The organism is Maritimibacter harenae (assembly GCF_009882975.1).
GTDB lineage: Bacteria > Pseudomonadota > Alphaproteobacteria > Rhodobacterales > Rhodobacteraceae > Maritimibacter > Maritimibacter harenae.
Genome location: NZ_WTUX01000012.1, coordinates 216,225 through 235,474 on the forward strand (window position 1 = coordinate 216,225; position 19,250 = coordinate 235,474).

The following is a 19,250-nucleotide window of genomic DNA, read 5'->3' on the forward strand; positions in this document are numbered from 1 at the left end:
GCGTTGGGAACAAAACGCCACCTTACGGGTTTGGTTCCAGCAAACGACAAAAAAAGAATGGACGCGAGAGGCGCCACGTAATGATGGGACGCGGACACAGATGACGGACGATTCAAAGAAAGAAAACGTAGAAGAGCAGATCGACCAGAATCTGCGCAAGGTCTTCCAGAGCAAGCTGGATGAAGAGGTGCCTGACCGGTTCATGGAGCTTCTCGCCCAACTGAAGGAGAAGGAAGACCAGGGGCGATCTCATGGTCAATGACAACAAAGGCGTCGATCCCCGCGAAGCTGTCGTCGAACACCTTCCCGCCATGCGCGCCTTCGCGGCGAGCCTGACGCGCAACTCCGCCGCCGCCGACGACCTCGTGCAGGACACGATCGTGAAGGCGTGGAAGAATTTCGACAAGTTCCAGGAAGGCACGAACCTGCGCGCCTGGCTCTTCACCATCCTGCGCAACACGTTCTACTCCGACCTGCGCAAGAAGAAGCGCGAGGTCGAGGATGCGGACGGTGTGATGGCCGAAACGCTGTCGGAAAAGCCGCACCATGACGGCCGCCTGGCGCTCGCCGACTTCGAGCGCGTGTTCAGCGAACTGCCCGTCGAACAGCGCGAGGCGTTGATCCTCGTGGGTGCGTCTGGCATGTCCTACGAAGAGGCGGCCGAGACCTGCGGCGTGGCGATCGGGACGATCAAGAGCCGGATCAACCGCGGACGCGCCAAGCTCACCGAGCTTCTCGAGCTGTCGGAAGACGAGAGCCTCGAGCTCACCGACAGCGCCACGATGGCGGTCGTGAGCAACGGGGTCCAACCGAGGAAAAGCGGGAATTGATACGGACTTTCCGGGAACGGACCCGGTCGCTAACTTTCCGGATCGCGGGGCTCCTTGCCATCGCGCTCCTCCCCGTCGGCCTGATATCCGTCATCACCACCTACCAGCTGCTGGAGCGGGCCGACCGCGACCTCGCCAAGACGCTCCTGGCCCTCACCTCCGACGCCGCCGCCGAACAGGAGGCGGCGATCCGCACCGCCACGGGCGTCGCGAAGTCGCTCGTCAGCCTGCTGCCGGTGCTGCGTGACGCGGGCTACGAATGCGAGGAGCCGCTGGGCGCGCTCCTGCGCGACAGCCCGGAGCTGTCCTTCATCGGCTACATCAACCGCGAGGGGATCGTGGAATGCGGCTCCTCGGCCAAGGGGATGGACCTCTCCGACCGGCCGCTGCACCAGGAATTCGTCGAGAACCCCGGCCCCCGCGTGAAATTCGCGATCCGCGGTTCGGTCAGCGACGCCTCGATCATCGTCGTGTCGCTGCCGGTAATCATGGACGGCGACTACGACGGCTACATCGTCGCCTCCCTCCCCCACCGCAGCCTGACGACGCCACAGGCCCCCGCCGACGTGGCCGAACGCCCCCTGAACCTGATCACCTTCAACCAGGACGGCGAAGTGCTCACCGTGTCCTCGAACGCAGGCGACGTGTCGGAAAACCTGCCCGCCGACCGCTCGCTTCGGGCCCTCGCGGGCGGCAGTGAGGCCGCCTTCATCGCGCGGAACGCCGAGGGCGACCGCCGCGTCTTCGCACTGGTCCCGATCGTGCCCGGCCAGGTCTATGCGCTCGGCAGCTGGGAATACCGCCGCAATACGCTCAACAACGGCCTCAGCTTCGGCACCTCGATGCTGTTCCCGCTCCTCATGTGGCTGGTCAGCCTTGCGGTCGCCTTCTACGCGGTGCAGCGCATGGTCATCAAACCCACGCGCAACCTGCGCGCCCGGATGCTCCAGTTCATGCGCTCGCGCAGGCTGGTCGAACCCCGCTTCGACGGCAGCCTGCCGACCGAGATCCGCGACATGGAAGAAACCTGGATGCGGCTGGCCGAAAACATCCTGCATGACGAGGCGGCGCTCTACGACACCATTCACCAGCGCACGGTTCTGCTGAAGGAAGTCCACCACCGGGTGAAGAACAACCTGCAGCTCATCGTCTCGATCCTCGGCATGAAGATCCGCAAGGCGCGCACCCCGGCGATCAAGGCGGCGCTGTCGGACATCCAGCAGCGCGTCATGTCCATCGCGCGCGTCCACCAGAACCTCTACGAAACCTCGACCGCCGAACGCGTGCGCGCGGGCGAACTGCTCGAAGCGATCGTGGAGCAGATGGTGAAATCGGCCCAGACCGGCGATCACACCGACTTCGAGCTCGAGTCGCATTTCGACGATTGCGAGGTCTACCCGGACCAGGCCGTGCCCCTTTCGCTCGCGGTCTCCGAGCTCGTCACCAACGCGCTCAAGCACCTCGGCACGCCCGAGGGCGAAAAGCGCCCCTCGCTGTCGGTCCGGCTGGAGTGCAAGGCCGGGGGCGACAAGGGCGCGATCTTCGTCGAAAACTCCAAGGGCCCCAAGGCGCTGGACGAGGACGACGTAAGCACCGGACTGGGCGAGCAGCTCGTGCGGGCCTTCGTCAGCCAGATGGAGGCGAAGGTCGAACGGGAGGAAACCGACACCTGCTACCGGGTGCGCATCGACTTCCCGATCCAGAGCTTCGACGCCAACATCGTGCCCTCCGATCACAGCCACCCGGTCTAGGAACCACAGCCCCGGACCCGGCGTTCTGACCACGTAACCTTTTCGAAAGGAGGATCCAGATGAACTGGGACCAGATTCAAGGCAAGTGGAAACAGGTCAAAGGCCAGGCGCAGGCGCAGTGGGGTGAACTCACCGACGACGACCTCGACCAGGTCGACGGCAACCGCGAGCGCCTCGAGGGCCTCATCCAGGAGCGCTACGGCAAGACCAAGGAAGAGGCCAAGCGCGAAGTCGACGCCTGGCTCGAATCCGCCTGACGGACGCGCCAAGCCACAAAAAAGCCCCGCCGTTTCGGCGGGGCTTTTCTTTGCGATATGACGCCCTGTTACGGCATCATGCTTTCCGGGCAGCGCGCGATGTAGGTTTCGCCCGCCGAGTTGCGGTAACGGCACTGGGTCTGCGAATCCGCGGCCCGGCCGATCAGGTTGCCGGCAACCGCACCGGTCGCACCACCGACGACGGCGCCCGCGACGGACCCCGAGGTCAGGCCACCGATGGCCGCGCCCGTGGCGGCGCCGACGGCGGTCGCCTGGGTCTGGTTCTGGGTCTCGCAACCGGCAAGCAGCAGCGTGACGGCAGCAGCGACGGCAAGAAAAGCAGCTTTCATGAATGTCTCCTTCACTGGATGGATTCGTTGCCAGTGTAACGCAATTTTTGGCATTTTGTTCCCGTAAATCCGGGGCTTGCCGAAATTCGCTTGTTCCGGGCCGGAACCGGCGTCACCCTGCCGGTGTTGCGCCTGACACGACCTGTCGCCAAAAAACCGGATCCGTTTCATGTTTCAGTCGATCATCGACGAAGTCACCGCCCCCGTGTTCCTGCCGCTCGAAATCCTTGCGCTCAGGCTGGGCGGGGCGGTTCTTTTCTGCGGCCTGATCGGTTTCGAACGCGAGGCGCACAAGCGCTCGGCGGGCCTGCGCACCCACATGCTCGTGGGGCTGGCCGCCGCCGTCTACTGCATCTTGATGCTCGAACTGATGAGCCGCGGGTCGAGCTACAGCGACGGCGCGCGCTACGACCCGATCCGCGTGATCGAGGCGGTGACCGCCGGCGTCGCCTTCCTGGCCGCCGGCATGATCGTCTTTTCCCAAGGCAAGGTGCGGGGCCTGACAACGGGGGCGAGCCTGTGGCTCGCCGCGTCCGTCGGGCTGGCCTGCGGCCTCGGTCTCTGGGTCGTCGCCCTGTTCGTGACCGTGACCGCCATCGTGATCATCTGGCTCGTCGGCAACGCCGAGCGCCGGGTTCACGGCGACCGCGACACCGATTCCGGGTAGGCGACCGCGGCGAGCCGCTGCTCGAATCCCGCCATCGCGGGCTCGACCAGCGAAAAGACCAGCCAGTCGCCCATGTGCCGCTTGCAGATGCGCGAACGCAGCGCGGGCGTCAGCTTCTCGGCCCGGCTCATCGCGGCCTCGGAGATGTCGCTGAGCGTCGGCAGGTTGTGCGAGCGGCGGAAATGCTCGACCGAGGCCGAGACGTGCTCGCTCACCCCGAGGAAGCTGTAGGTCGACACGAGCCGCTCCAGCATCTCCGGCACGCTGCCGGCCTTGCCGACAAGCTGGCGCAGCTGCGGGTTCTCCGGCACCCCGTCCACGTATGCCTCGAACGTCGGGTAGGTCTCGAGGAACTGCTCGTGTTCGGGGTTGTCCGGCGACGATTGCGCGACGTAGTCGGAAAACAGCCGGTCGGCCGGGTTGCGGATGAAGCTCGCGAACTGGACCTGGTTGGCGCCGGTCACGATCTCGGACAGCCACTTGAAGCGAAACGGGCCCGCCAGCGCCTGGCGCAGCCGCCCGCGCGCGGCCTCGCGCGCCTCGAGCGCGGCCTGCCATTCTTCCTTGAGGTCGCCCCGCAGCGCGCCCGCCCCGAAGGACCGGGTGCGGTCGAACACGTCCTTGAGCGCACCGACCACCGCCCCGCCGGCGGTCATCGGCACGTTGATGAAGAACAGGATGTCACGTTCGCCCCCGTAGGAGCCGGGCAGCACCCGGCCCGGGTCGAACCGCGCCAGCACTTCATCCGCCAGCCCGGTGGGCAGCGCCTGAAGCGCGGTCTCGGTCTCGGCCCGCAGGTCGGCGGGCTGGTGTGCGGCGAAGGCTTGCGGCGACGCGGGCATCGCGGGCCCGCTGGGTTCCAGGCCGCGTCGGTCGCGGGCATTCAGTCTGGCCAGGTCTTGCAGACGGCGTGACATCGGTTCTCCTCTTACCAGTCTCCGGTATTCTCCATCGAGGCCCACGGCTCCTGCGGGGCCAGCGCCTCGCCTTCCTGAATCAACTCCACCGAAATGTTATCAGGGGATTTGAAAAACGCCATGCGGCCGTCGCGCGGCGGGCGGTTGATCGTCACCCCCGCGTCCATCAGCTTCTGGCAGAAGGCATAGATATCATCCACGCGGTAGGCGAGATGCCCCCAGCTGCGGCCGGTCTTGTAGACCTCGTCGGAGTCCCAGTTGTAAGTCAGCTCCAGCTCCGGCGACATCGACCGCTCGGCGCTCTCCTTGTCCTTGGGCGCGGCGAGGAAGACGAGCGTGAACTTGCCCTCCGGCACGTCGCGCCGGCGGATCTCGACCATCCCGACCTTGTTCACCCAGAAATCGAGGCTTTCCTCGAGGTCGGTGACGCGGATCATCGTATGAACGTAGCGCATGGACACTCCTTTCGTTTCCCCCGACGTAAGAAAGGAACGTCACGACCTCAACAGAAGGTTTCAGGGACGTTGCGGAAGCCCGCTCAGAACGTCGTCGCCGCACCGCTGCCCACAAGCGCCATCGCCACGATGCCCAGCGCGAAACCGCCAAGCGCGGCGAGCGAGGGCGCCTGGCTGTATTTCAGGTGTGCCTTCACCGCGATGTCCTGGAACATGAGGAACAGGATGCCCCCCGCGGCGGCCATCATGATGCTGCCCGTGACCATCGGCATGTCGCTCAGAAACAGGTAGCCCGCCAGCACGGCGAGCGGGCCGAGGGCCGCCAGCGCGAAGAACGAGATCATCACCCGCGCCGGCCGCCGCTTGCCCGCGTCCATGATCTCGCGGAAGGCGTTGAAGGACTCGGGCAGGTTCTGCGCCCCAATGAAGAAGGCCAGCAACGCCGCGTCCGCCGATCCGCTTGCGATCAGGGCGCCCAGCGAAATCGCCTCGGGCACGAAATCCGTGAGCATCGCGTTGAACTGCGCGTTCGCCCCGCCCCGCCGCTTGCGCAGGCGCTCGAACAGGGCGAACAGCACGCCGCCCCCGAAGAACGCCGCCAGCCCGGGACCCAGCGACACGAGCGGCAGGCCCTCCGGCACCAGCACGAAGGCCACGGCGGCGATGAGAATGCCACCGCCGAACGCCATCATGCCGTGGCGGAATTCCTGTTCCAGCCACCTCGTCTGCAACCGCTCGATCCGGGCCAGGTACCCGCCCAAGGGGATCATGAGCCCCGCACCGGTGCCATAGGCCAGGGCAAGCAATAGTTCGTTCATCGCGTCAGCTGTCCTCGTTCGCTCGAAGCGTGCCACGAATGGCGGCAAGGGACCACACCCAAGACCCGCCCCTACCGGCGCGCGCCACGATCCGTTACCGTGCCCGCGAACCGAAACGCCAACATCCCGGCGCCGTGGCGCCGGAAGAAAGGGAGACATGCCGACCAGAACCACCGCCTGCCTGACCGCCCTCGCCCTCTGCGCCGCCACCGGCGCAACGGCCGAAACGCTGAACCCCATCGACGTGGCCGACATGTCGCGCGGCGAGTTCGTCGACACCTACCTGTCGCACTACACGTCGCAACTGGAATGGACGCGCGAAGCCTTCGCGCGGGTCGGTGACGGCTACGAGGACTTCGTCGATGCCGACGCCCCCCTCAGCGACCTGGAGCGCGCCGTGCCCGGCTGCCTCTACGACGCCGCCGACAGCCCGGAGGCCAAGCAGCAGCTCGGCATGCAGCTCGCGGTCGCGCAGATGATGGGCGAAAAGGTCCGGGCCGACGCCGACATCGACTACGTCGACGTGGTCTACGGCGGGCTCGCCGACGACATCGAGGGCTACGAGCCCACGCAGGAGATGGCCACGATGATGCAGGCCTGCAAGGCGCCCCAGGCGGCGATGCAGCGCATGTCCTTCACCCAGGACACCTGGAAGATGATCCAGTCGGAAGCGGTCGAACGCGGCTACGTCGACCCGTAGACTTCGCCTCAGCGCGGGCCCAGGTGCGCCTCGCCCCGGGCCTTCGCCAGCGCGATCTGGCGCTGGCGCTCGCGGAAGCGTTCGCGCCGGGCGTCGTCGTATTCGTCGATGCACTGGTGGCAGGACACGCCCTCTTCGAACTCCGGCCGCGCGCGGTCCTCGGGCAGGATCGGGCGCCGGCAGGCATGGCACAGGCCGTGCGGCCCCTCGACCAGCCCGTGCCCGACGCTCACCCGCCCGTCGAAGACGAAGCAGTCGCCGTGCCAGAGGCTCTCGTCCTCCGGCACCTCTTCCAGGTACTTCAGGATTCCGCCCTTGAGGTGGAAGACGTCCTCCACCCCCTGGCTCATCAGGTAGTTGGTGGATTTCTCGCAACGGATGCCGCCGGTGCAGAACATCGCGATCCGCTTGTTGTGGAACCGTTCCTTGTTGGCCTCCCACCAGGCCGGGAAGTCCCTGAAGCTCGCGGTTTCCGGGTCGACCGCCCCCTCGAACGTGCCGATCGCGACCTCGTAGTCGTTGCGCGTGTCGATCACGGCCACGTCCGGCGCAGAGATGAGCGCGTTCCAGTCGGCGGGATCGACGTAATGCCCCACGGCGGCGCGCGGATCGACGTCGGGCTGGCCCATCGTCACGATCTCGCGCTTGAGGCGCACCTTCATGCGTCCGAAGGGCTGCTCGGACGCCGTGGACAGCTTGTAGTCGAAGCCCCGGCACCCCGGCAGCGCGTCGATATGGTCGATGAGCGCCCGGATCGCGTCTTCGGACCCGGCGACCGTGCCGTTGATCCCTTCATGCGCCAGCAGAAGCGACCCGGTGATCCCGCGTTCGCAGCAGAACTTCGCCAGCGGCGCCTTGAGCGCCGCGGGATCGTCGAACCGGGTGAAGTGATAAAGGGCGCAGACCGTGAACATGGGGCGTCAGATACGCCCGGTCCCGGGTCCCCGCAAGCCTAGTAGCGGTAGCCGCGCGTCAGCGCCACGCGCGCCTGCAACGACTGCAGCAGGCTGTCGAACGCCTCGCGCGAGCCAAGCGCGGCGCCGGAGATCGTGAGGTTGCCGTCCATGTGCCGGATCTCGATCACGTGGTTGCCCTGGATCGCCCGCGTCTTGATGTCGGAAATGCCCCGGTAGGTCAGGCGCAGAAGCGATGCCGTCTCCGGCGACGCCGGGGCGAGGATCGCCTCGCTGTCCAGGACGATCGGCGCCTTGTGGGCCGACGGGCGCAGGAGCGAGCGCAGCTCTTCCAGCGCGACCCAGCCAGTGGCGAGACAGACCGCGACATAGGCGAAGACGGCGATGCGCGGCATCGGCCCGACCTCGGGCATGCCCAGCACATGAGCACTGGAAATCGCCATGTACCCGGAGCCGACCGCGATCAGCGCGCAGGTCAGCAGAAGAAGGGCGCCCTTGGCCGTTGAGAGAGTGTAGTCGTAGGTCTCGTGGGTCATGGTCCGTCACCGTGGCAGCTGCTCGTTTCCGACAAAGTGAAGATGGATTTGGGCGGCATTGCGGCCAGTTCCGAGCATTGTCTTGAATTTGAAGTGTCACTGCGCCACATCGAACCCATCCGGAGGTGTTCATGATCCGTATTCTCGCGCTCGTTCTTGCCACCCTGCCTGCCATCGCGACCGCCCAGACGGTCCCCGAAAACGCCGCGCAGATGCGCATGTCCTTTGCCCCGGTGGTCGAGAAGACCGCACCCGCGGTGGTCAACATCTATGCGTCCCGCGTGGTCGAGCGGCGCAATCCCTTCTCGGACGACCCGTTCTTCTCGCAGTTCTTCCGGGACTTCGACATCCCGCCGCAGCAGCAGAATTCGCTGGGCTCCGGCGTGATCCTGGGCGACGGGCTCGTGGTGTCGAACTACCACGTCGTGGGCAACGCCACCGACATCCGTGTCGTGCTGGCCGACCGGCGCGAATACGCGGGCGAACTCGTGCTGGCCGACAAGGCCGCCGACCTGGCCGTCATCCGGCTGGAGGACGCGCCGGACCTGCCCGCGCTGGACTTCGCGGATTCCGACGCGCTCGCGGTGGGCGACCTGGTGCTCGCCATCGGCAACCCCTTCGGCGTCGGGCAGACCGTGTCCTCGGGCATCATCTCGGGGCTCGCGCGCACCGGCCAGGGCGGCGGCGCGCTCATGCAGGGCGGGCGCTACTTCATCCAGACCGACGCACCGATCAACCCGGGCAATTCCGGCGGTGCGCTCGTGGACATGAACGGCGACCTCGTGGGCATCAACACCCAGATCGTGACCCGCTCCGGCGGGTCGAACGGCATCGGCTTCGCGATCCCCGCCAACCTCGTGGCGCAGGTCGTGGCCCAGGCCGAGGCAGGCGCCACGGCCTTCGCGCGCCCGTGGTCCGGGGTCGACGTGCAGGTGGTCGACGCCTCCATCGCCGACGCGATGGGATTCGACCGCCCGATGGGCGTGCTGATCCGCGACATGCACCCCGACAGCCCCTTCGCCCGGGCCGGGCTCGAGATCGGGGACGTGATCCTCGCCATCGGCGGCGAACCCGTGAACGCGCCGCCCGAGCTGGACTTCCGGCTCGCCACGCACCCGATGGGCGACGCGGTCAGCGTCCGTTTCAGCACCCCGGACGGCGAAGAGACGGCCCGCGTGGCCCTGCAGGAAGCCCCCGAGGGCGGCACGCTGCAGATGGTCACCATCGACCTGCCCGGGCCCTTCCAGGGCCTCGCGCTCACCGACCTCACCCCCGACATCGCCCGCCAGCTTGGCCAGCCGATGGACGCCACCGGCGTCGTCGTGGTCGAGGCCGAGGGCGCGGCCCGGCGCACCGGGTTCCAGCGCGGCGACGTGATCCACGCGATCAACAACCAGCCGGTCGCCCACCCCGGCGACCTGGAGACCGCCGTCTCCGACGGCTCGCGCTGGTGGCGGGTCGACTTCTCCCGCGGCGGACGCCGCATCACCGCACGTTTCAACGGGTGACACCATGACCGACGCTCTCATCGTCATCGATATGCAGAACGACTTCTGCCCCGGCGGCGCGCTCGCCGTCGACGGTGGGGACGAGATCGTGACCGGGATCAACCGCATCCTGCCCGACTTCCCGATCCGCGTCTTCACGCAGGACTGGCATCCGGCCGGCCACTCCTCCTTCGCCTCGTCGCACTCCGGCAAGGCACCGATGGAGATCATCGACATGCCCTACGGGCCCCAGGTGCTCTGGCCCGACCACTGCATCCAGGGCTCCGAGGGCGCGGCCTTCCACCCCGACCTCGCCACCAACCCGGCCGACCTGATCGTCCGCAAGGGCTTCCGGCCGGACATCGACAGCTACTCGGCCTTCTTCGAGAACGACCACGAAACCCCGACGGGGCTCGAAGGCTACCTGCGCACCCGCGGCGCCACGCGCCTGACCTTCGCGGGCCTCGCCACCGATTTCTGCGTCGCCTGGTCCGCGCGCGACGCCGCCCGCCTGGGCTTCGACACCACCGTGCGGCTCGACCTCTGCCGGGGCATCGACGCGGACGGCTCGCTCGACGCCGCGCTCGCCGACATGCGCGCGGCCGGCGTCACGCTCACCGGCTGACCCGCCTTGCGCCTTGAAATCCCCCGGCCCCACCGGTCACATGGGCGCAACGGAGGACAGTCATGGTCGACATCGCATCGCGCGTCTACAACCACACCTGGAAGATCGACCCGATCGTCCGGTCGCTCATCGACACGGATTTCTACAAGCTCCTGATGTGCCAGTCGGTCCACAAGGGCCACCCGGACACGCACGTCACCTTCCAGCTCATCAACCGCGCCACGCACATCCCGCTGGCCGAGCTCGTCGACGAGGGCGAGCTGCGCGAACAGCTCGACCACATCCGCACCCTGTCGCTCGCCCGCGGCGAATCCACCTGGATGCGCGGCAACACTTTCTACGGCCAGCGCCAGATGTTCCGCCCGGAGTTCATGGAGTGGTTCGAGAAGCTGCGCCTGCCGCCCTACCACCTGGAGCGCGTCGGCGACCAGTACGAGCTCACCTTCGAAGGCCCCTGGCCCGAGGTCATGCTGTGGGAGATCCCGGCCCTCGCCGTCCTCACCGAGCTGCGCTCGCGCGCCGTGCTGCGCGACATGAAACGCTTCGAACTGGAGGTGCTCTACGCCCGCGCCATGACCCGCCTGTGGGAGAAGGCCGAGCGCCTGCGCGCGCTCCCCGGCCTCAAGCTCGCCGATTTCGGCACCCGCCGCCGCCATTCCTTCCTGTGGCAGGACTGGGCGGTGCAGGCGATGGTGGAACGGCTGGGCGATGCCTTCGTGGGCACCTCGAACTGCCTCATCGCCAAGAACCGCGACCTCGAGGCGATCGGGACCAACGCGCACGAGCTGCCGATGGTCACCGCCGCGCTGGCCCCCGATGACGCCGCCCTCGCCCGCGCCCCCTACGACGTGCTCGCGGACTGGCACGAGGAGCACTCGGGCAACCTGCGCATCATCCTGCCGGACACCTTCGGGACGAAGGGGTTCCTGGACAACGCGCCCGACTGGCTCGCCGGCTGGACCGGCATCCGCGTGGACTCCGGCGACCCGGTCGAGGGGGCCGAGCTCGCCATCCGCTGGTGGGAAAGCCGGGGGGAGAACCCGCGCGACAAGATGGTGATCTTCTCCGACGGGCTCGACGTGGACGAGATCGAGCGGCTGCACGGGATGTTCTCGGGCCGCGTGCGCGTCAGCTTCGGCTGGGGCACGCTGCTCACGAACGACTTTCGCGGGCTCGCCCCCGACGACGCGCTGGCGCCGTTCTCACTGGTCTGCAAGGCCGTCGCCGCCGAGGGCCGGCCCACGGTCAAACTCTCGGACAACCCGGCGAAGGCGATGGGTCCGGTTGACGAGGTCGAGCGGTACAAGCGCGTATTCGGGGTTGGGGAGCAGGTTGAGCGGGAGGTTGTGGTTTAGGAAGCGGTAGCAGGATCAAATAGCTCAATCTTGTCAATATATTCACGACACATGCGACCAAGCATTCCGTTGATGAAATCAATGCCAAGCGGACCAAAAATCCGGTGTACTTCTTCGTTCAACGGCGCTTCAGGCTCCAACACCGACCGCCACACGAGATATAGCAATACGACCTGCCGAGGCGAATTCTGACTTAATTCTTCAGGAAGACCCAGTGCATTTTTGATATCCTCAAAACTTGCCGAATGGCTCTTTATCGAAGCAAAGACCTCAGGATTGCATTGCTTGAATATAACAAGCCCCACAATGACCAATCGATAACCCAATGCCATATTACGATACCCATTTTTGCTCCTTGGAAGCAATGCGATCTCGGTCAATATTCTTTGCGATTTTCTTATTGAACTTGGGGCCAGATCCGGCGCCCTCTTAAAATACACCTCGGCAGCATCAATCAAAGAGCCATCTAGCCCCATTATCGGCGCCATTTTTTTGAAGTAAAGAATAGCATTTGAAACCGGTTCACTCCCCAGTTCAGAATAGTCTGGCAAGCTCATCTTGACTGAAATAAATTTGTCTAAGTATGTTCGCGCATCAAAGTTTTGCCCATACTTAACACGCACCATGTTTTCCAATTCTCGACCATTAACACCCAAAACAAAGTGAACCCCTGGGGTTGAAAAGAAGTGTTTAATGGTCTCGAGAGTCTCCAAGGCAAAATCGGGTCGACACCTATCAAGCTCATCTACAATGAATACGATCTTTTTTGTTGGCACACCTTCGTCATCCGGCTCCGTTAGCTCAGTAATCGCGGATATGAACTGATCCATCGCAGCTTTTCGTCCATCCTCCTTTTTCCAGAAGTCTTCAATTTGATCTGAAAGCTCTCTCGAACCGGCCTCAAGCCCTGCATCGACCATGACCCCTGCTACTTCGCTGGCACCTGCGGTGCCAATAGCCAACGCCACGCGGCTCGCAGGACGCCACAGCTTCGCTGCCGCATCTTTCATTTGCCGTATGACTCGCATTGCACCAGTTTCGGTCGCTTCAATTCGCTCCGCAAGCGACGACGTCAACGCAACTAGCGGCTCTTGGAGAAAATCATGAGCAAATGCGTCGAAATATACTACTGTAGCCGCGTTATCGGATGCACGTGTGTGCTCTCCGGCCCAGCATTTCAGGAAAAAGCTCTTTCCCGATCCCCAGTCACCATCCAGCGAAATCACGAGTGGTTGGTCTATCCTTTCGACAAGGTCTGAGAGATACCCAGCGTGCTCCTTTCGCGAAAGCAAGTCTCTATCATCAAAGCCATCTTCGAAAATATTGATATTTGCCTCTGGTGGCGTAATACGCATGTTCCTGAACCTCCCTAAACGAAAGACAATATGTCTGACGTAGCGATGTTTGCGCAACAGCACCCTTAGGGTGGGGTTCCACACCACCAACCCACCGCCGCATCCGGTGGGGTGAACCCCCGCCCGACGGCGCCGCACCCGTAGGCCGGGCTTCAGCCCGGCACGCCCATCGGATGGCCGCCAACACGCCCTGCCGAAACGCCGCGCGAACGGTGGGTTTCACCCACCCTACGCCTTCCCCCGGAACGCCTTGACCGCGCCGCGCTTCTTTTTCGCCTCGATGCGGCGGCGCCGGGACCCCTTGGTGGGCTTCTTCGGGATGCGCCGTCGGGGCGTCTCGCAACACCGCCAACCCACCGCCGCATCCGGCGGGGTGAACCGCCCGACGGCGCCGCACCCGTGGGCCGGGCTTCGGCCCGGCACGCCCGTCGGATGGCTGCCGACCCACCGTGCCGACGCGCCGCGCGAACGGTTGGTTCCGCCCACCCTACTCCTCGACCTTCCCCCGGAGCGCCTTCACCTCGCCGCGTTTCTTCTTCGCCTCGATGCGGCGGCGCTGGGACCCCTTGGTGGGTTTCGTCGGGATGCGCCGCTTGGGCTTCTCGCACGCCTTGCGGATCATCTCCGCCAATCGCTCCTGCGCGATCTCGCGGTTGCGCGCCTGCGACCGGGTGTCCTGCACCTGGAGCACGAGCGCGCCGTCGGTCGTCCACTTGCGCCCCGCGATGCGCCGGAGCCGGCGCTTCACCGGGTCGGGCAGACTGGGCGAGCGCTCCGCCTCGAACCGGAGTTCGACGGCCGAGTTCACCTTGTTCACGTTCTGCCCGCCGGGGCCGGAGGACCGGACGAAGTGTTCGGTCACTTCCCAGTCCTGGATCGTGATCTTGTCGTTCACGCGGATCATTCTGACCTTCTACCTCGTCGTCGTCCCCGGGTCCAAAAAGTTTGAACTGGCCCCCCTGTTCCCCCCGGAAAGTTTGAACTCGGGCCGCGCGGACCCCCCGAAAGTTTGAAGAAAACGAAAAGGGCCACCGCTTCGGGTGGCCCTTCGAGAAGTCTGGAGGTGGGGCCGGTTAGGCGGATCGCCAGCTCAGCCCGCATTCCGTGCCGAGGGCTGCCCCGGCACGGCGCGACTACTTTGTCCCGGCACCTCGCTCCATAATTTCTCTAGACATGGACACCTCCTTTCTTCAGTTGAAAAAGCCTGTAAGAAAACCGTGCCACAGATTTTGTATGGGTCAACAATTTTTACGCAGGATTTGGTGAAAGTTTCGCGACGAGCACACGAAACGGGATCAGTGCCACCAAAGCCAGCGACAGTTTGACGAGCCAGTCGGCGAAGCCCAGGCTCACCCACAGCGGCACCACCGGGCCCGTGCCCAGGAACGGCACCGCCTCGGTCGCCCAGGACGTCTCCATGTTCGCGGATTCACTGAAGAAAACCCCCAGCGACGCCGAGAACGCGATCGAGAAGAAGAGCACCGTATCGACCGCCGAACCGATCAGCGTGGAGGCCAGCGGCGCCCGCCACCAGGCCCCCTCACGGAGGCGGTTGAATACAGCAACATCAAGGAGTTGCGCGGACAGGAACGCGATGCCCGAGCCCACGGCGACCCGCAGGCTGACGGCGGCGTACTCGTACCCGTCCCCCTGCAGCATGATCTGGCTGCCGACAAGCGAACAGGCCACGCCGACCAGGAAGCCGGCAAAGACGACCCGACGCGCGGACTCGGGCCCGTAGACCCGGTTCATGACGTCGGTGACAAGGAATGCGACGGGATAGGTGAACGCCCCCCAGGTAAGCCAGTTGCCCAGAAGGAACTGCACGAGGATGTTCGAGGCCACCACGACGGCGGCCATGGCAAGAATGCCGGGAAGTATGCGGGTCATGTGTTTGATCCGTTTTGACATGGTGGTCGGAGACATGGCCCTGCGACGCAGGACCCGCGGGAGTTACAAGTTCTCGTCCGCCCGATCAACCCCCACATCCGCCGGCACGATGTACTCCACGATCTCGTTCTTCTGGAAGAACCGCTGGTTGTCGTCCGAGATCATCGTGAGATGCATGTCCCCCAGCCCGTCCTGCCAGACCGCCAGCCCTTCCAGGTTGTCGTGGTCCCGCGGCTGCGTCTCCAGGAGCGTGACCTCGCCGTCCAGCGTGTCCTCGCCCAGGTCGAAGCGGCGCACGCGGGTCGCGAACCCCAGCTGGGACGAGGCGAGCCGTCGCTCCAGCAGGTAGAAGCGCCCGTCCGGCCCGATGTCCGCGCCCACCGGCAGGAACTCTCCCCGGCGCGGGATGGTGAAGGGGATGGTCCACGCCCCGTCCCGGAACCGGAACACGTCGAAGGGGCGCTCCAGCGCGCCCGAGCGCTCCGGCAGCGTGTAGAGCGCGCCGTCCGGCCCGATCGCCAGCGCCTCGAGCGAGGAGTTGTTCTGAAGCCCCGAGAAGCCCTCGGCGCGCGGAAGTTCGGTCGCCATGTCTGCCGCCGGGTCGGCGTAGACGTTCACCCGGTGCTGCGCCTCGAACGAGACGTAGACGCGTCCGTCGTCACCTATGGCGAGGCCCTCGCTGTCCGTCCAGTAACGCGGCAGCTCGCCCCCGTCGGTGTGGGCGAGCGACAGGATCGGCCCCGGGTCCGCGCCCACCAGCCAGCCGCGCGCGTTGCGCAGAAGCCGGCCCGACACGATCAGCCCCTTGTCCGAGATCGCGGTGAAGCCGATCCCGTCCGCGTCCACCTCGAGCCCGGACCAGCCGCCGAACGCGTCGTCCGCGATCGCCCACTGGGTGCTCGACCCGAAACGGGCCGGTTGCGTGGGCTGGGCGAATGCGAGAGGCGCCAGGGCGAGCGCGGTTACTGCGATTGCAAGACGGCGGCGCATTGCTGAGGCAGGTCGGCCAGCCGCAATTCCGCCCGCGGGCGCGACGGCGCCGGCGGATCGGGATCGGGCGGTGGCGGGTTCAGGATGTTGTTCACCCATTCCTGCGCGTCGGCGCAGCCGTCGCCCGGCGGCGGCGGATCCTGGTTCTCGCAGCCGGTGGAACCGGGCGGGCAGGAAAGACGCACATGGAAGTGATAGTGGTGGCCGTACCACGGGCGGATCTTGCGCAGCCACGACCGGTCGCCGGTCTCGTCGTTACACATCCGCACCTTGGCGCCGGGAAAGACGAAGATCCGCGCGACGCGGGGGTCCGAGGCGGCGGCCTGCAGGATCTGGTGGTGCTGCGGTGTCCAATTGTCATTCGTGTAGGCCCCGCCGGCCCGGCGCAGCGAGATCGACGAGAGGCTTTCGCGCTCCGACACGCTGAGATCCAGTCGGTTGGCGGGCAGCATCCAGATGTCGGCGTCGAGCCCGACCTGGTGACTGCGGTGCCCGGTCAGCATCGGCCCGCCGCGCGGCTGGCTCATGTCGCCCACGTAGATGCCGTTCCACCCCGGCTGGCGCGCGGCCTTCCGCGACAGGTCCTGAAGATAGTCGATCAGGACCGGGTGCCCCCAGTTGCGGTTGCGGCTAAGACGCATGGCCTGCCAGGTCGGGCCGGATTCGGGCAACTGCTCGGCACCCGCGATGCACCCGCGCGCATAGGACCCCCAGGCCGCGTCGTCCTGGCGCGATGCGTCCGCCTTGGCGCCGAAGAGCTGCTTGGCGGGTTCGTTGGAGGTCGAAATGATCTCGCGCGCCGCGGCGAGGTCGTAATCGCTCGCAGGAGGGGTGTCGCTGGAACAGGCCGCCAGGGCCGCGGCCAGTGCCAGGGGGGTCAGGATCGCGCGTGTCAGGCTACGCGACATTCTTGGCGTACTCCTCACCATCCGGTCGCACCCAGAGTAACAGAACGAGACCGAGAAGGAAGAGGAGGATCAACGGCGATACGCCAAGCCGCGCCGATCCGGTCAGCGACGTGAACAGGCCGATCAGCGCGGGCGCAATGAAGGCCGTCGCGCGGCCCGACAGGCCGTAGAGGCCGAAGCTCTCGGTCGGGGCGACCGGGTCGGTGTGACGCACCATGAGCGACCGCGAGGCGGCCTGGAGCGTGCCGCCCATGCCGCCGATCACGATCCCCGCGGCGAACATCACGATGTCGGGGAGCTTCGATCCCTCGGCCAATTCGACGCCGAAGAAGGTGTCACGGTCCATGAAGACGATGGTCACGATCACGCAGATCAACGCGATGATCGCGCCGATGATCACGGGCTTGGGCCCGAGGGTGGAGTCGACCTTGCCGCCAAGCCAGGAGAACAGTGCGGCCGACAGCGCCGAGATGATGCCGAAGATCCCGATCGACGTGACCTGCCAGTCGAGCACCAGCGTCGCGTAGACGCCGCCGAAGCCGTAGAGTCCGTTCAGCGCGTCGCGGTAGAACATCGACGACAGCAGGAAGTTCAGAAGCGAACGGCGGTCCTTGAGCAGGCGGATCGAGCGGCCCAGCCCCTCCATCGCGCCGGAGAGGGAATGCTTGCGGCGCGGGATGTGATCCTCGCGCACCCACAGGAAGTAGGGAACCATGAAGACCAGGAACCAGACCGCCACGAAGGGACCCACGATACGGGTGCCTTCGAACCGGTCGGGGTCGAGCAGGCCCAGCCCGGGCTCGAGCCCGATCAGGGTCTTGCCTCCGGATTGCTCGACGAAGAGAGCCAGCATGATCACCAGCGCCGAGATGCCGCCGATGTAACCGAAGGCGAAGCCCGTGCCGGAGGTCTTGCCGACCGCCTCGTCCTCGACCAGGCCCGGAAGCTGCGCATTGACGAAGATCAGGGCGAATTCGGCACCGATGAAGCCGATGCCGAAGGCGACCAGCATGGCCCACATGTTTCCGCCGTCAGGGTCGGTGTACCAAAGCGCCCAGGCGCCCAGGACGTAGAGGATCGAGAAGACGTAGATCCAGGGGCGCCGCCGGCCGGACGTGTCCGCCAGGGCCCCGAGGATCGGCCCTCCGAAGCCGATGATCAGCCCGGTGATCGTCAGGCCCATCGACCAGACCGTCTGCGCGCGCGCGTCCGCCGCGGCTTCGCCCATCCCGGTGGACAGGAAGAACGCCGTGGCCACGGAGGCGAAGAACGGACCGTAGATGAACGTGAGCAGCACGGTGTGGTACGGCTGGCTTGCCCAGTCGAACCAATACCATCCCCATATGCGTTTGTTTTCCCCGGCGGCCATCTGTCCCCTCCACCTGCACTGCCGAATGTATGACCGTTCTTATACCAATGACGCAAGTAGCTTACCCAGCGTCACGCTTGCGCCTTCAGAATTCCGGCGGCCAAGGGCGGTGTCGGTCGGCCTCGATCCAGCCCGTCACCCAGTCCGGCAGGGGCGGCGATTTCGCGTCCGGAAGCCCAAGTGCCGCGAGCACGCGGTCGGTGGTCACGATGCCGTTCTTGTCGGTCGTCGCCCCGCGCACGAGGATGTGGTTGGCGCAGATGCCGCCCTTCCACATCGACTGCTCGGTGTACATGAACTTGTCGTCCCAGCCGATCAGCCGGGTGCGCAGCTCGATGCGCTCGAACATCCTCACGCGGCGCCGGTACATCACGCTGGCCCCTGCCACGGCCCCGCCCCAGCGCTGCTTCGCGACCGCGCGCGCCATGCCGGTGCGCATCATGAAGGGCACGCGGCCCAGGTCGAAAAGCGTCAGGGTCCGGCCGTTGTTGAGCTCGAGCCACATGTCCAGGTCCCAGGGCCAGCAGATATGATGGCTGACATGCACGCCGTCGTAACGCAGCGCGGGCTGGCGGGATGCCTTGATGATTTCCTTTGCGAGGCGGATGAACGGATACATGGTCGGGCTCCTTTGGCGCGCCTGCTGCGCCCGCGGGGCCGCAGCGTCAACCGTTCCCTCGCGTCGCACTTGCGCTTGGGGGACTGTGCCCCTAGGTCAGTCAGCGAACAAGAAACGGACGGCCCATGCTTTCGCTCATGCAAATCATCCTCGCGATCCTGAACGTGATCTGGTTCATCGTGATCGTGCACATCATCATGTCTTGGTTGATCAACTTCCAGGTCCTGAACCTGCATCAGCGGTTCGTGGCGCAGCTGTGGTACGGGCTGAACCGGCTTGTCGACCCGGTGTATTCGCGCATCCGGCGCATCCTGCCGGACATGGGCGGGATCGATCTGTCGCCGGTGATCGTGCTGCTGGCGCTCTTCGCCGTGCGCACGGTGATCCAGAACAACATGTACCAGTTCTACTGACGGTGACGGCCGGGCCCACGGGCCCTGCACGCAGCGTCAACGAA

General features: G+C 65.7%; 23 protein-coding genes. 10 read left to right on the forward strand and 13 right to left on the reverse strand.

The annotated features are described in order from the left end of the window. Positions 1-100: 100 nt before the first annotated feature. Genes GQE99_RS11360 through GQE99_RS11375 form a run of 4 tightly spaced genes read left to right on the forward strand, consistent with a single transcriptional unit; the run spans position 101 to position 2,838 of the window. A complete protein-coding gene (locus GQE99_RS11360; RefSeq protein WP_161351737.1) occupies positions 101-262 on the forward strand; it encodes a NepR family anti-sigma factor in 162 nt (53 codons plus the stop codon). After that, a complete protein-coding gene (locus GQE99_RS11365; RefSeq protein ID WP_161351738.1) occupies positions 252-830 on the forward strand; it encodes an RNA polymerase sigma factor in 579 nt (192 codons plus the stop codon). The genes GQE99_RS11360 and GQE99_RS11365 overlap by 11 nt, the downstream gene beginning before the upstream one ends. Continuing rightward, entirely contained in the window at positions 827-2,581 is a 1,755-nt protein-coding gene (locus GQE99_RS11370) for a sensor histidine kinase (RefSeq protein WP_161351739.1), read from the forward strand. Before GQE99_RS11365 ends, GQE99_RS11370 begins: the two co-directional genes overlap by 4 nt. A 59-nt stretch (positions 2,582-2,640) precedes the next feature. Next, positions 2,641-2,838 (forward strand): CsbD family protein, encoded by a 198-nt coding sequence (locus tag GQE99_RS11375; RefSeq protein ID WP_161351740.1) that lies wholly within the window; start codon positions 2,641-2,643, stop codon positions 2,836-2,838. Between the two features lie 68 nt (positions 2,839-2,906). On the opposite strand, the gene GQE99_RS11380 is transcribed toward GQE99_RS11375, so the two are convergent. After that, positions 2,907-3,188, reverse strand: a complete 282-nt coding sequence (locus GQE99_RS11380; RefSeq protein WP_161351741.1) for a glycine zipper domain-containing protein — start codon at positions 3,186-3,188, stop codon at positions 2,907-2,909. 169 nt (positions 3,189-3,357) lie between these two features. On the opposite strand from GQE99_RS11380, the gene GQE99_RS11385 reads away from it, so the two are divergent. Then, positions 3,358-3,855: an MgtC/SapB family protein gene (locus GQE99_RS11385; protein WP_161351742.1), complete on the forward strand. Its 498-nt coding sequence runs from the start codon at positions 3,358-3,360 to the stop codon at positions 3,853-3,855. Here the strand turns inward: GQE99_RS11385 and GQE99_RS11390 are convergent. From GQE99_RS11390 to GQE99_RS11400, 3 genes are all read right to left on the reverse strand, one after another. Then, positions 3,825-4,772, reverse strand: a complete 948-nt coding sequence (locus GQE99_RS11390) for a hypothetical protein (protein WP_161351743.1) — start codon at positions 4,770-4,772, stop codon at positions 3,825-3,827. The two genes, GQE99_RS11385 and GQE99_RS11390, sit on opposite strands and share 31 nt — an antisense overlap. Before the next feature lie 11 nt (positions 4,773-4,783). Beyond that, positions 4,784-5,227: a VOC family protein gene (locus GQE99_RS11395; protein WP_161351744.1), complete on the reverse strand. Its 444-nt coding sequence runs from the start codon at positions 5,225-5,227 to the stop codon at positions 4,784-4,786. A gap of 83 nt (positions 5,228-5,310) precedes the next feature. Beyond that, positions 5,311-6,045, reverse strand: coding sequence for a ZIP family metal transporter (locus GQE99_RS11400; protein WP_161351745.1), 735 nt, complete (start codon positions 6,043-6,045; stop codon positions 5,311-5,313). 157 nt (positions 6,046-6,202) lie between these two features. On the opposite strand from GQE99_RS11400, the gene GQE99_RS11405 reads away from it, so the two are divergent. Next, positions 6,203-6,745: a hypothetical protein gene (locus GQE99_RS11405; protein ID WP_161351746.1), complete on the forward strand. Its 543-nt coding sequence runs from the start codon at positions 6,203-6,205 to the stop codon at positions 6,743-6,745. Between the two features lie 8 nt (positions 6,746-6,753). Here the strand turns inward: GQE99_RS11405 and trhO are convergent, their stop codons facing one another. Further along, the gene (gene trhO / locus GQE99_RS11410; protein ID WP_161351747.1) at positions 6,754-7,659 is read right to left on the reverse strand and encodes an oxygen-dependent tRNA uridine(34) hydroxylase TrhO; all 906 of its coding nucleotides are present in this window, start codon (positions 7,657-7,659) and stop codon (positions 6,754-6,756) included. Positions 7,660-7,697: 38 nt separating this feature from the next. Next, a complete protein-coding gene (locus tag GQE99_RS11415; protein ID WP_161351748.1) occupies positions 7,698-8,195 on the reverse strand; it encodes a hypothetical protein in 498 nt (165 codons plus the stop codon). A 131-nt stretch (positions 8,196-8,326) separates the two neighbouring features. Between GQE99_RS11415 and GQE99_RS11420 the strand changes: the two genes are divergently transcribed. From GQE99_RS11420 to pncB, 3 genes are all read left to right on the forward strand, one after another. Further along, on the forward strand, positions 8,327-9,703 hold the full coding sequence (locus GQE99_RS11420; RefSeq protein ID WP_161351749.1) for a trypsin-like peptidase domain-containing protein: 1,377 nt from the start codon (positions 8,327-8,329) through the stop codon (positions 9,701-9,703). 4 nt (positions 9,704-9,707) lie between these two features. After that, the gene (gene pncA / locus GQE99_RS11425) at positions 9,708-10,307 is read left to right on the forward strand and encodes a bifunctional nicotinamidase/pyrazinamidase (RefSeq protein WP_161351750.1); all 600 of its coding nucleotides are present in this window, start codon (positions 9,708-9,710) and stop codon (positions 10,305-10,307) included. 62 nt (positions 10,308-10,369) lie between these two features. Further along, on the forward strand, positions 10,370-11,662 hold the full coding sequence (pncB, locus tag GQE99_RS11430) for a nicotinate phosphoribosyltransferase (RefSeq protein WP_161351751.1): 1,293 nt from the start codon (positions 10,370-10,372) through the stop codon (positions 11,660-11,662). Here the strand turns inward: pncB and GQE99_RS11435 are convergent. From GQE99_RS11435 to GQE99_RS11465, 7 genes are all read right to left on the reverse strand, one after another. Next, positions 11,659-13,017, reverse strand: a complete 1,359-nt coding sequence (locus GQE99_RS11435) for a KAP family P-loop NTPase fold protein (protein ID WP_161351752.1) — start codon at positions 13,015-13,017, stop codon at positions 11,659-11,661. The genes pncB and GQE99_RS11435 overlap by 4 nt on opposite strands. A gap of 487 nt (positions 13,018-13,504) precedes the next feature. Then, a complete protein-coding gene (gene arfB, locus GQE99_RS11440; protein ID WP_161351753.1) occupies positions 13,505-13,921 on the reverse strand; it encodes an alternative ribosome rescue aminoacyl-tRNA hydrolase ArfB in 417 nt (138 codons plus the stop codon). 344 nt (positions 13,922-14,265) lie between these two features. Then, complete coding sequence (locus tag GQE99_RS11445; RefSeq protein ID WP_161351754.1) at positions 14,266-14,907, reverse strand: queuosine precursor transporter; 642 nt, start codon at positions 14,905-14,907, stop codon at positions 14,266-14,268. Between the two features lie 63 nt (positions 14,908-14,970). Beyond that, the gene (locus GQE99_RS11450; RefSeq protein ID WP_161351755.1) at positions 14,971-15,897 is read right to left on the reverse strand and encodes an esterase-like activity of phytase family protein; all 927 of its coding nucleotides are present in this window, start codon (positions 15,895-15,897) and stop codon (positions 14,971-14,973) included. Further along, positions 15,870-16,805, reverse strand: a complete 936-nt coding sequence (gene mepA / locus GQE99_RS11455) for a penicillin-insensitive murein endopeptidase (RefSeq protein ID WP_161351756.1) — start codon at positions 16,803-16,805, stop codon at positions 15,870-15,872. Before mepA ends, GQE99_RS11450 begins: the two co-directional genes overlap by 28 nt. Further along, positions 16,795-18,174: an MFS transporter gene (locus GQE99_RS11460; RefSeq protein WP_161351757.1), complete on the reverse strand. Its 1,380-nt coding sequence runs from the start codon at positions 18,172-18,174 to the stop codon at positions 16,795-16,797. The genes mepA and GQE99_RS11460 overlap by 11 nt, the downstream gene beginning before the upstream one ends. An 85-nt stretch (positions 18,175-18,259) precedes the next feature. Further along, positions 18,260-18,793, reverse strand: a complete 534-nt coding sequence (locus GQE99_RS11465) for an acyl-CoA thioesterase (RefSeq protein ID WP_161351758.1) — start codon at positions 18,791-18,793, stop codon at positions 18,260-18,262. Positions 18,794-18,918: 125 nt separating this feature from the next. On the opposite strand from GQE99_RS11465, the gene GQE99_RS11470 reads away from it, so the two are divergent. Further along, the gene (locus tag GQE99_RS11470) at positions 18,919-19,206 is read left to right on the forward strand and encodes a YggT family protein (protein ID WP_161351759.1); all 288 of its coding nucleotides are present in this window, start codon (positions 18,919-18,921) and stop codon (positions 19,204-19,206) included. The last annotated feature ends 44 nt before the right edge of the window (positions 19,207-19,250 follow it).

Coding starts and splice junctions, on each gene's coding strand:
- GQE99_RS11450 (WP_161351755.1), bottom strand. CDS start 15,897: ATGCGCCGCCGTCTTGCAATCGCAGTAACCGCGCTCGCCCTGGCGCCT.
- GQE99_RS11465 (WP_161351758.1), bottom strand. CDS start 18,793: ATGTATCCGTTCATCCGCCTCGCAAAGGAAATCATCAAGGCATCCCGC.
- GQE99_RS11470 (WP_161351759.1), top strand. CDS start 18,919: ATGCTTTCGCTCATGCAAATCATCCTCGCGATCCTGAACGTGATCTGG.
- GQE99_RS11435 (WP_161351752.1), bottom strand. CDS start 13,017: ATGCGTATTACGCCACCAGAGGCAAATATCAATATTTTCGAAGATGGC.
- GQE99_RS11375 (WP_161351740.1), top strand. CDS start 2,641: ATGAACTGGGACCAGATTCAAGGCAAGTGGAAACAGGTCAAAGGCCAG.
- GQE99_RS11405 (WP_161351746.1), top strand. CDS start 6,203: ATGCCGACCAGAACCACCGCCTGCCTGACCGCCCTCGCCCTCTGCGCC.
- GQE99_RS11400 (WP_161351745.1), bottom strand. CDS start 6,045: ATGAACGAACTATTGCTTGCCCTGGCCTATGGCACCGGTGCGGGGCTC.
- GQE99_RS11365 (WP_161351738.1), top strand. CDS start 252: ATGGTCAATGACAACAAAGGCGTCGATCCCCGCGAAGCTGTCGTCGAA.
- GQE99_RS11420 (WP_161351749.1), top strand. CDS start 8,327: ATGATCCGTATTCTCGCGCTCGTTCTTGCCACCCTGCCTGCCATCGCG.
- GQE99_RS11415 (WP_161351748.1), bottom strand. CDS start 8,195: ATGACCCACGAGACCTACGACTACACTCTCTCAACGGCCAAGGGCGCC.
- arfB (WP_161351753.1), bottom strand. CDS start 13,921: ATGATCCGCGTGAACGACAAGATCACGATCCAGGACTGGGAAGTGACC.
- GQE99_RS11385 (WP_161351742.1), top strand. CDS start 3,358: ATGTTTCAGTCGATCATCGACGAAGTCACCGCCCCCGTGTTCCTGCCG.
- GQE99_RS11445 (WP_161351754.1), bottom strand. CDS start 14,907: ATGACCCGCATACTTCCCGGCATTCTTGCCATGGCCGCCGTCGTGGTG.
- trhO (WP_161351747.1), bottom strand. CDS start 7,659: ATGTTCACGGTCTGCGCCCTTTATCACTTCACCCGGTTCGACGATCCC.
- GQE99_RS11395 (WP_161351744.1), bottom strand. CDS start 5,227: ATGCGCTACGTTCATACGATGATCCGCGTCACCGACCTCGAGGAAAGC.
- pncB (WP_161351751.1), top strand. CDS start 10,370: ATGGTCGACATCGCATCGCGCGTCTACAACCACACCTGGAAGATCGAC.
- pncA (WP_161351750.1), top strand. CDS start 9,708: ATGACCGACGCTCTCATCGTCATCGATATGCAGAACGACTTCTGCCCC.
- GQE99_RS11460 (WP_161351757.1), bottom strand. CDS start 18,174: ATGGCCGCCGGGGAAAACAAACGCATATGGGGATGGTATTGGTTCGAC.
- GQE99_RS11390 (WP_161351743.1), bottom strand. CDS start 4,772: ATGTCACGCCGTCTGCAAGACCTGGCCAGACTGAATGCCCGCGACCGA.
- GQE99_RS11360 (WP_161351737.1), top strand. CDS start 101: ATGACGGACGATTCAAAGAAAGAAAACGTAGAAGAGCAGATCGACCAG.
- mepA (WP_161351756.1), bottom strand. CDS start 16,805: ATGTCGCGTAGCCTGACACGCGCGATCCTGACCCCCCTGGCACTGGCC.
- GQE99_RS11380 (WP_161351741.1), bottom strand. CDS start 3,188: ATGAAAGCTGCTTTTCTTGCCGTCGCTGCTGCCGTCACGCTGCTGCTT.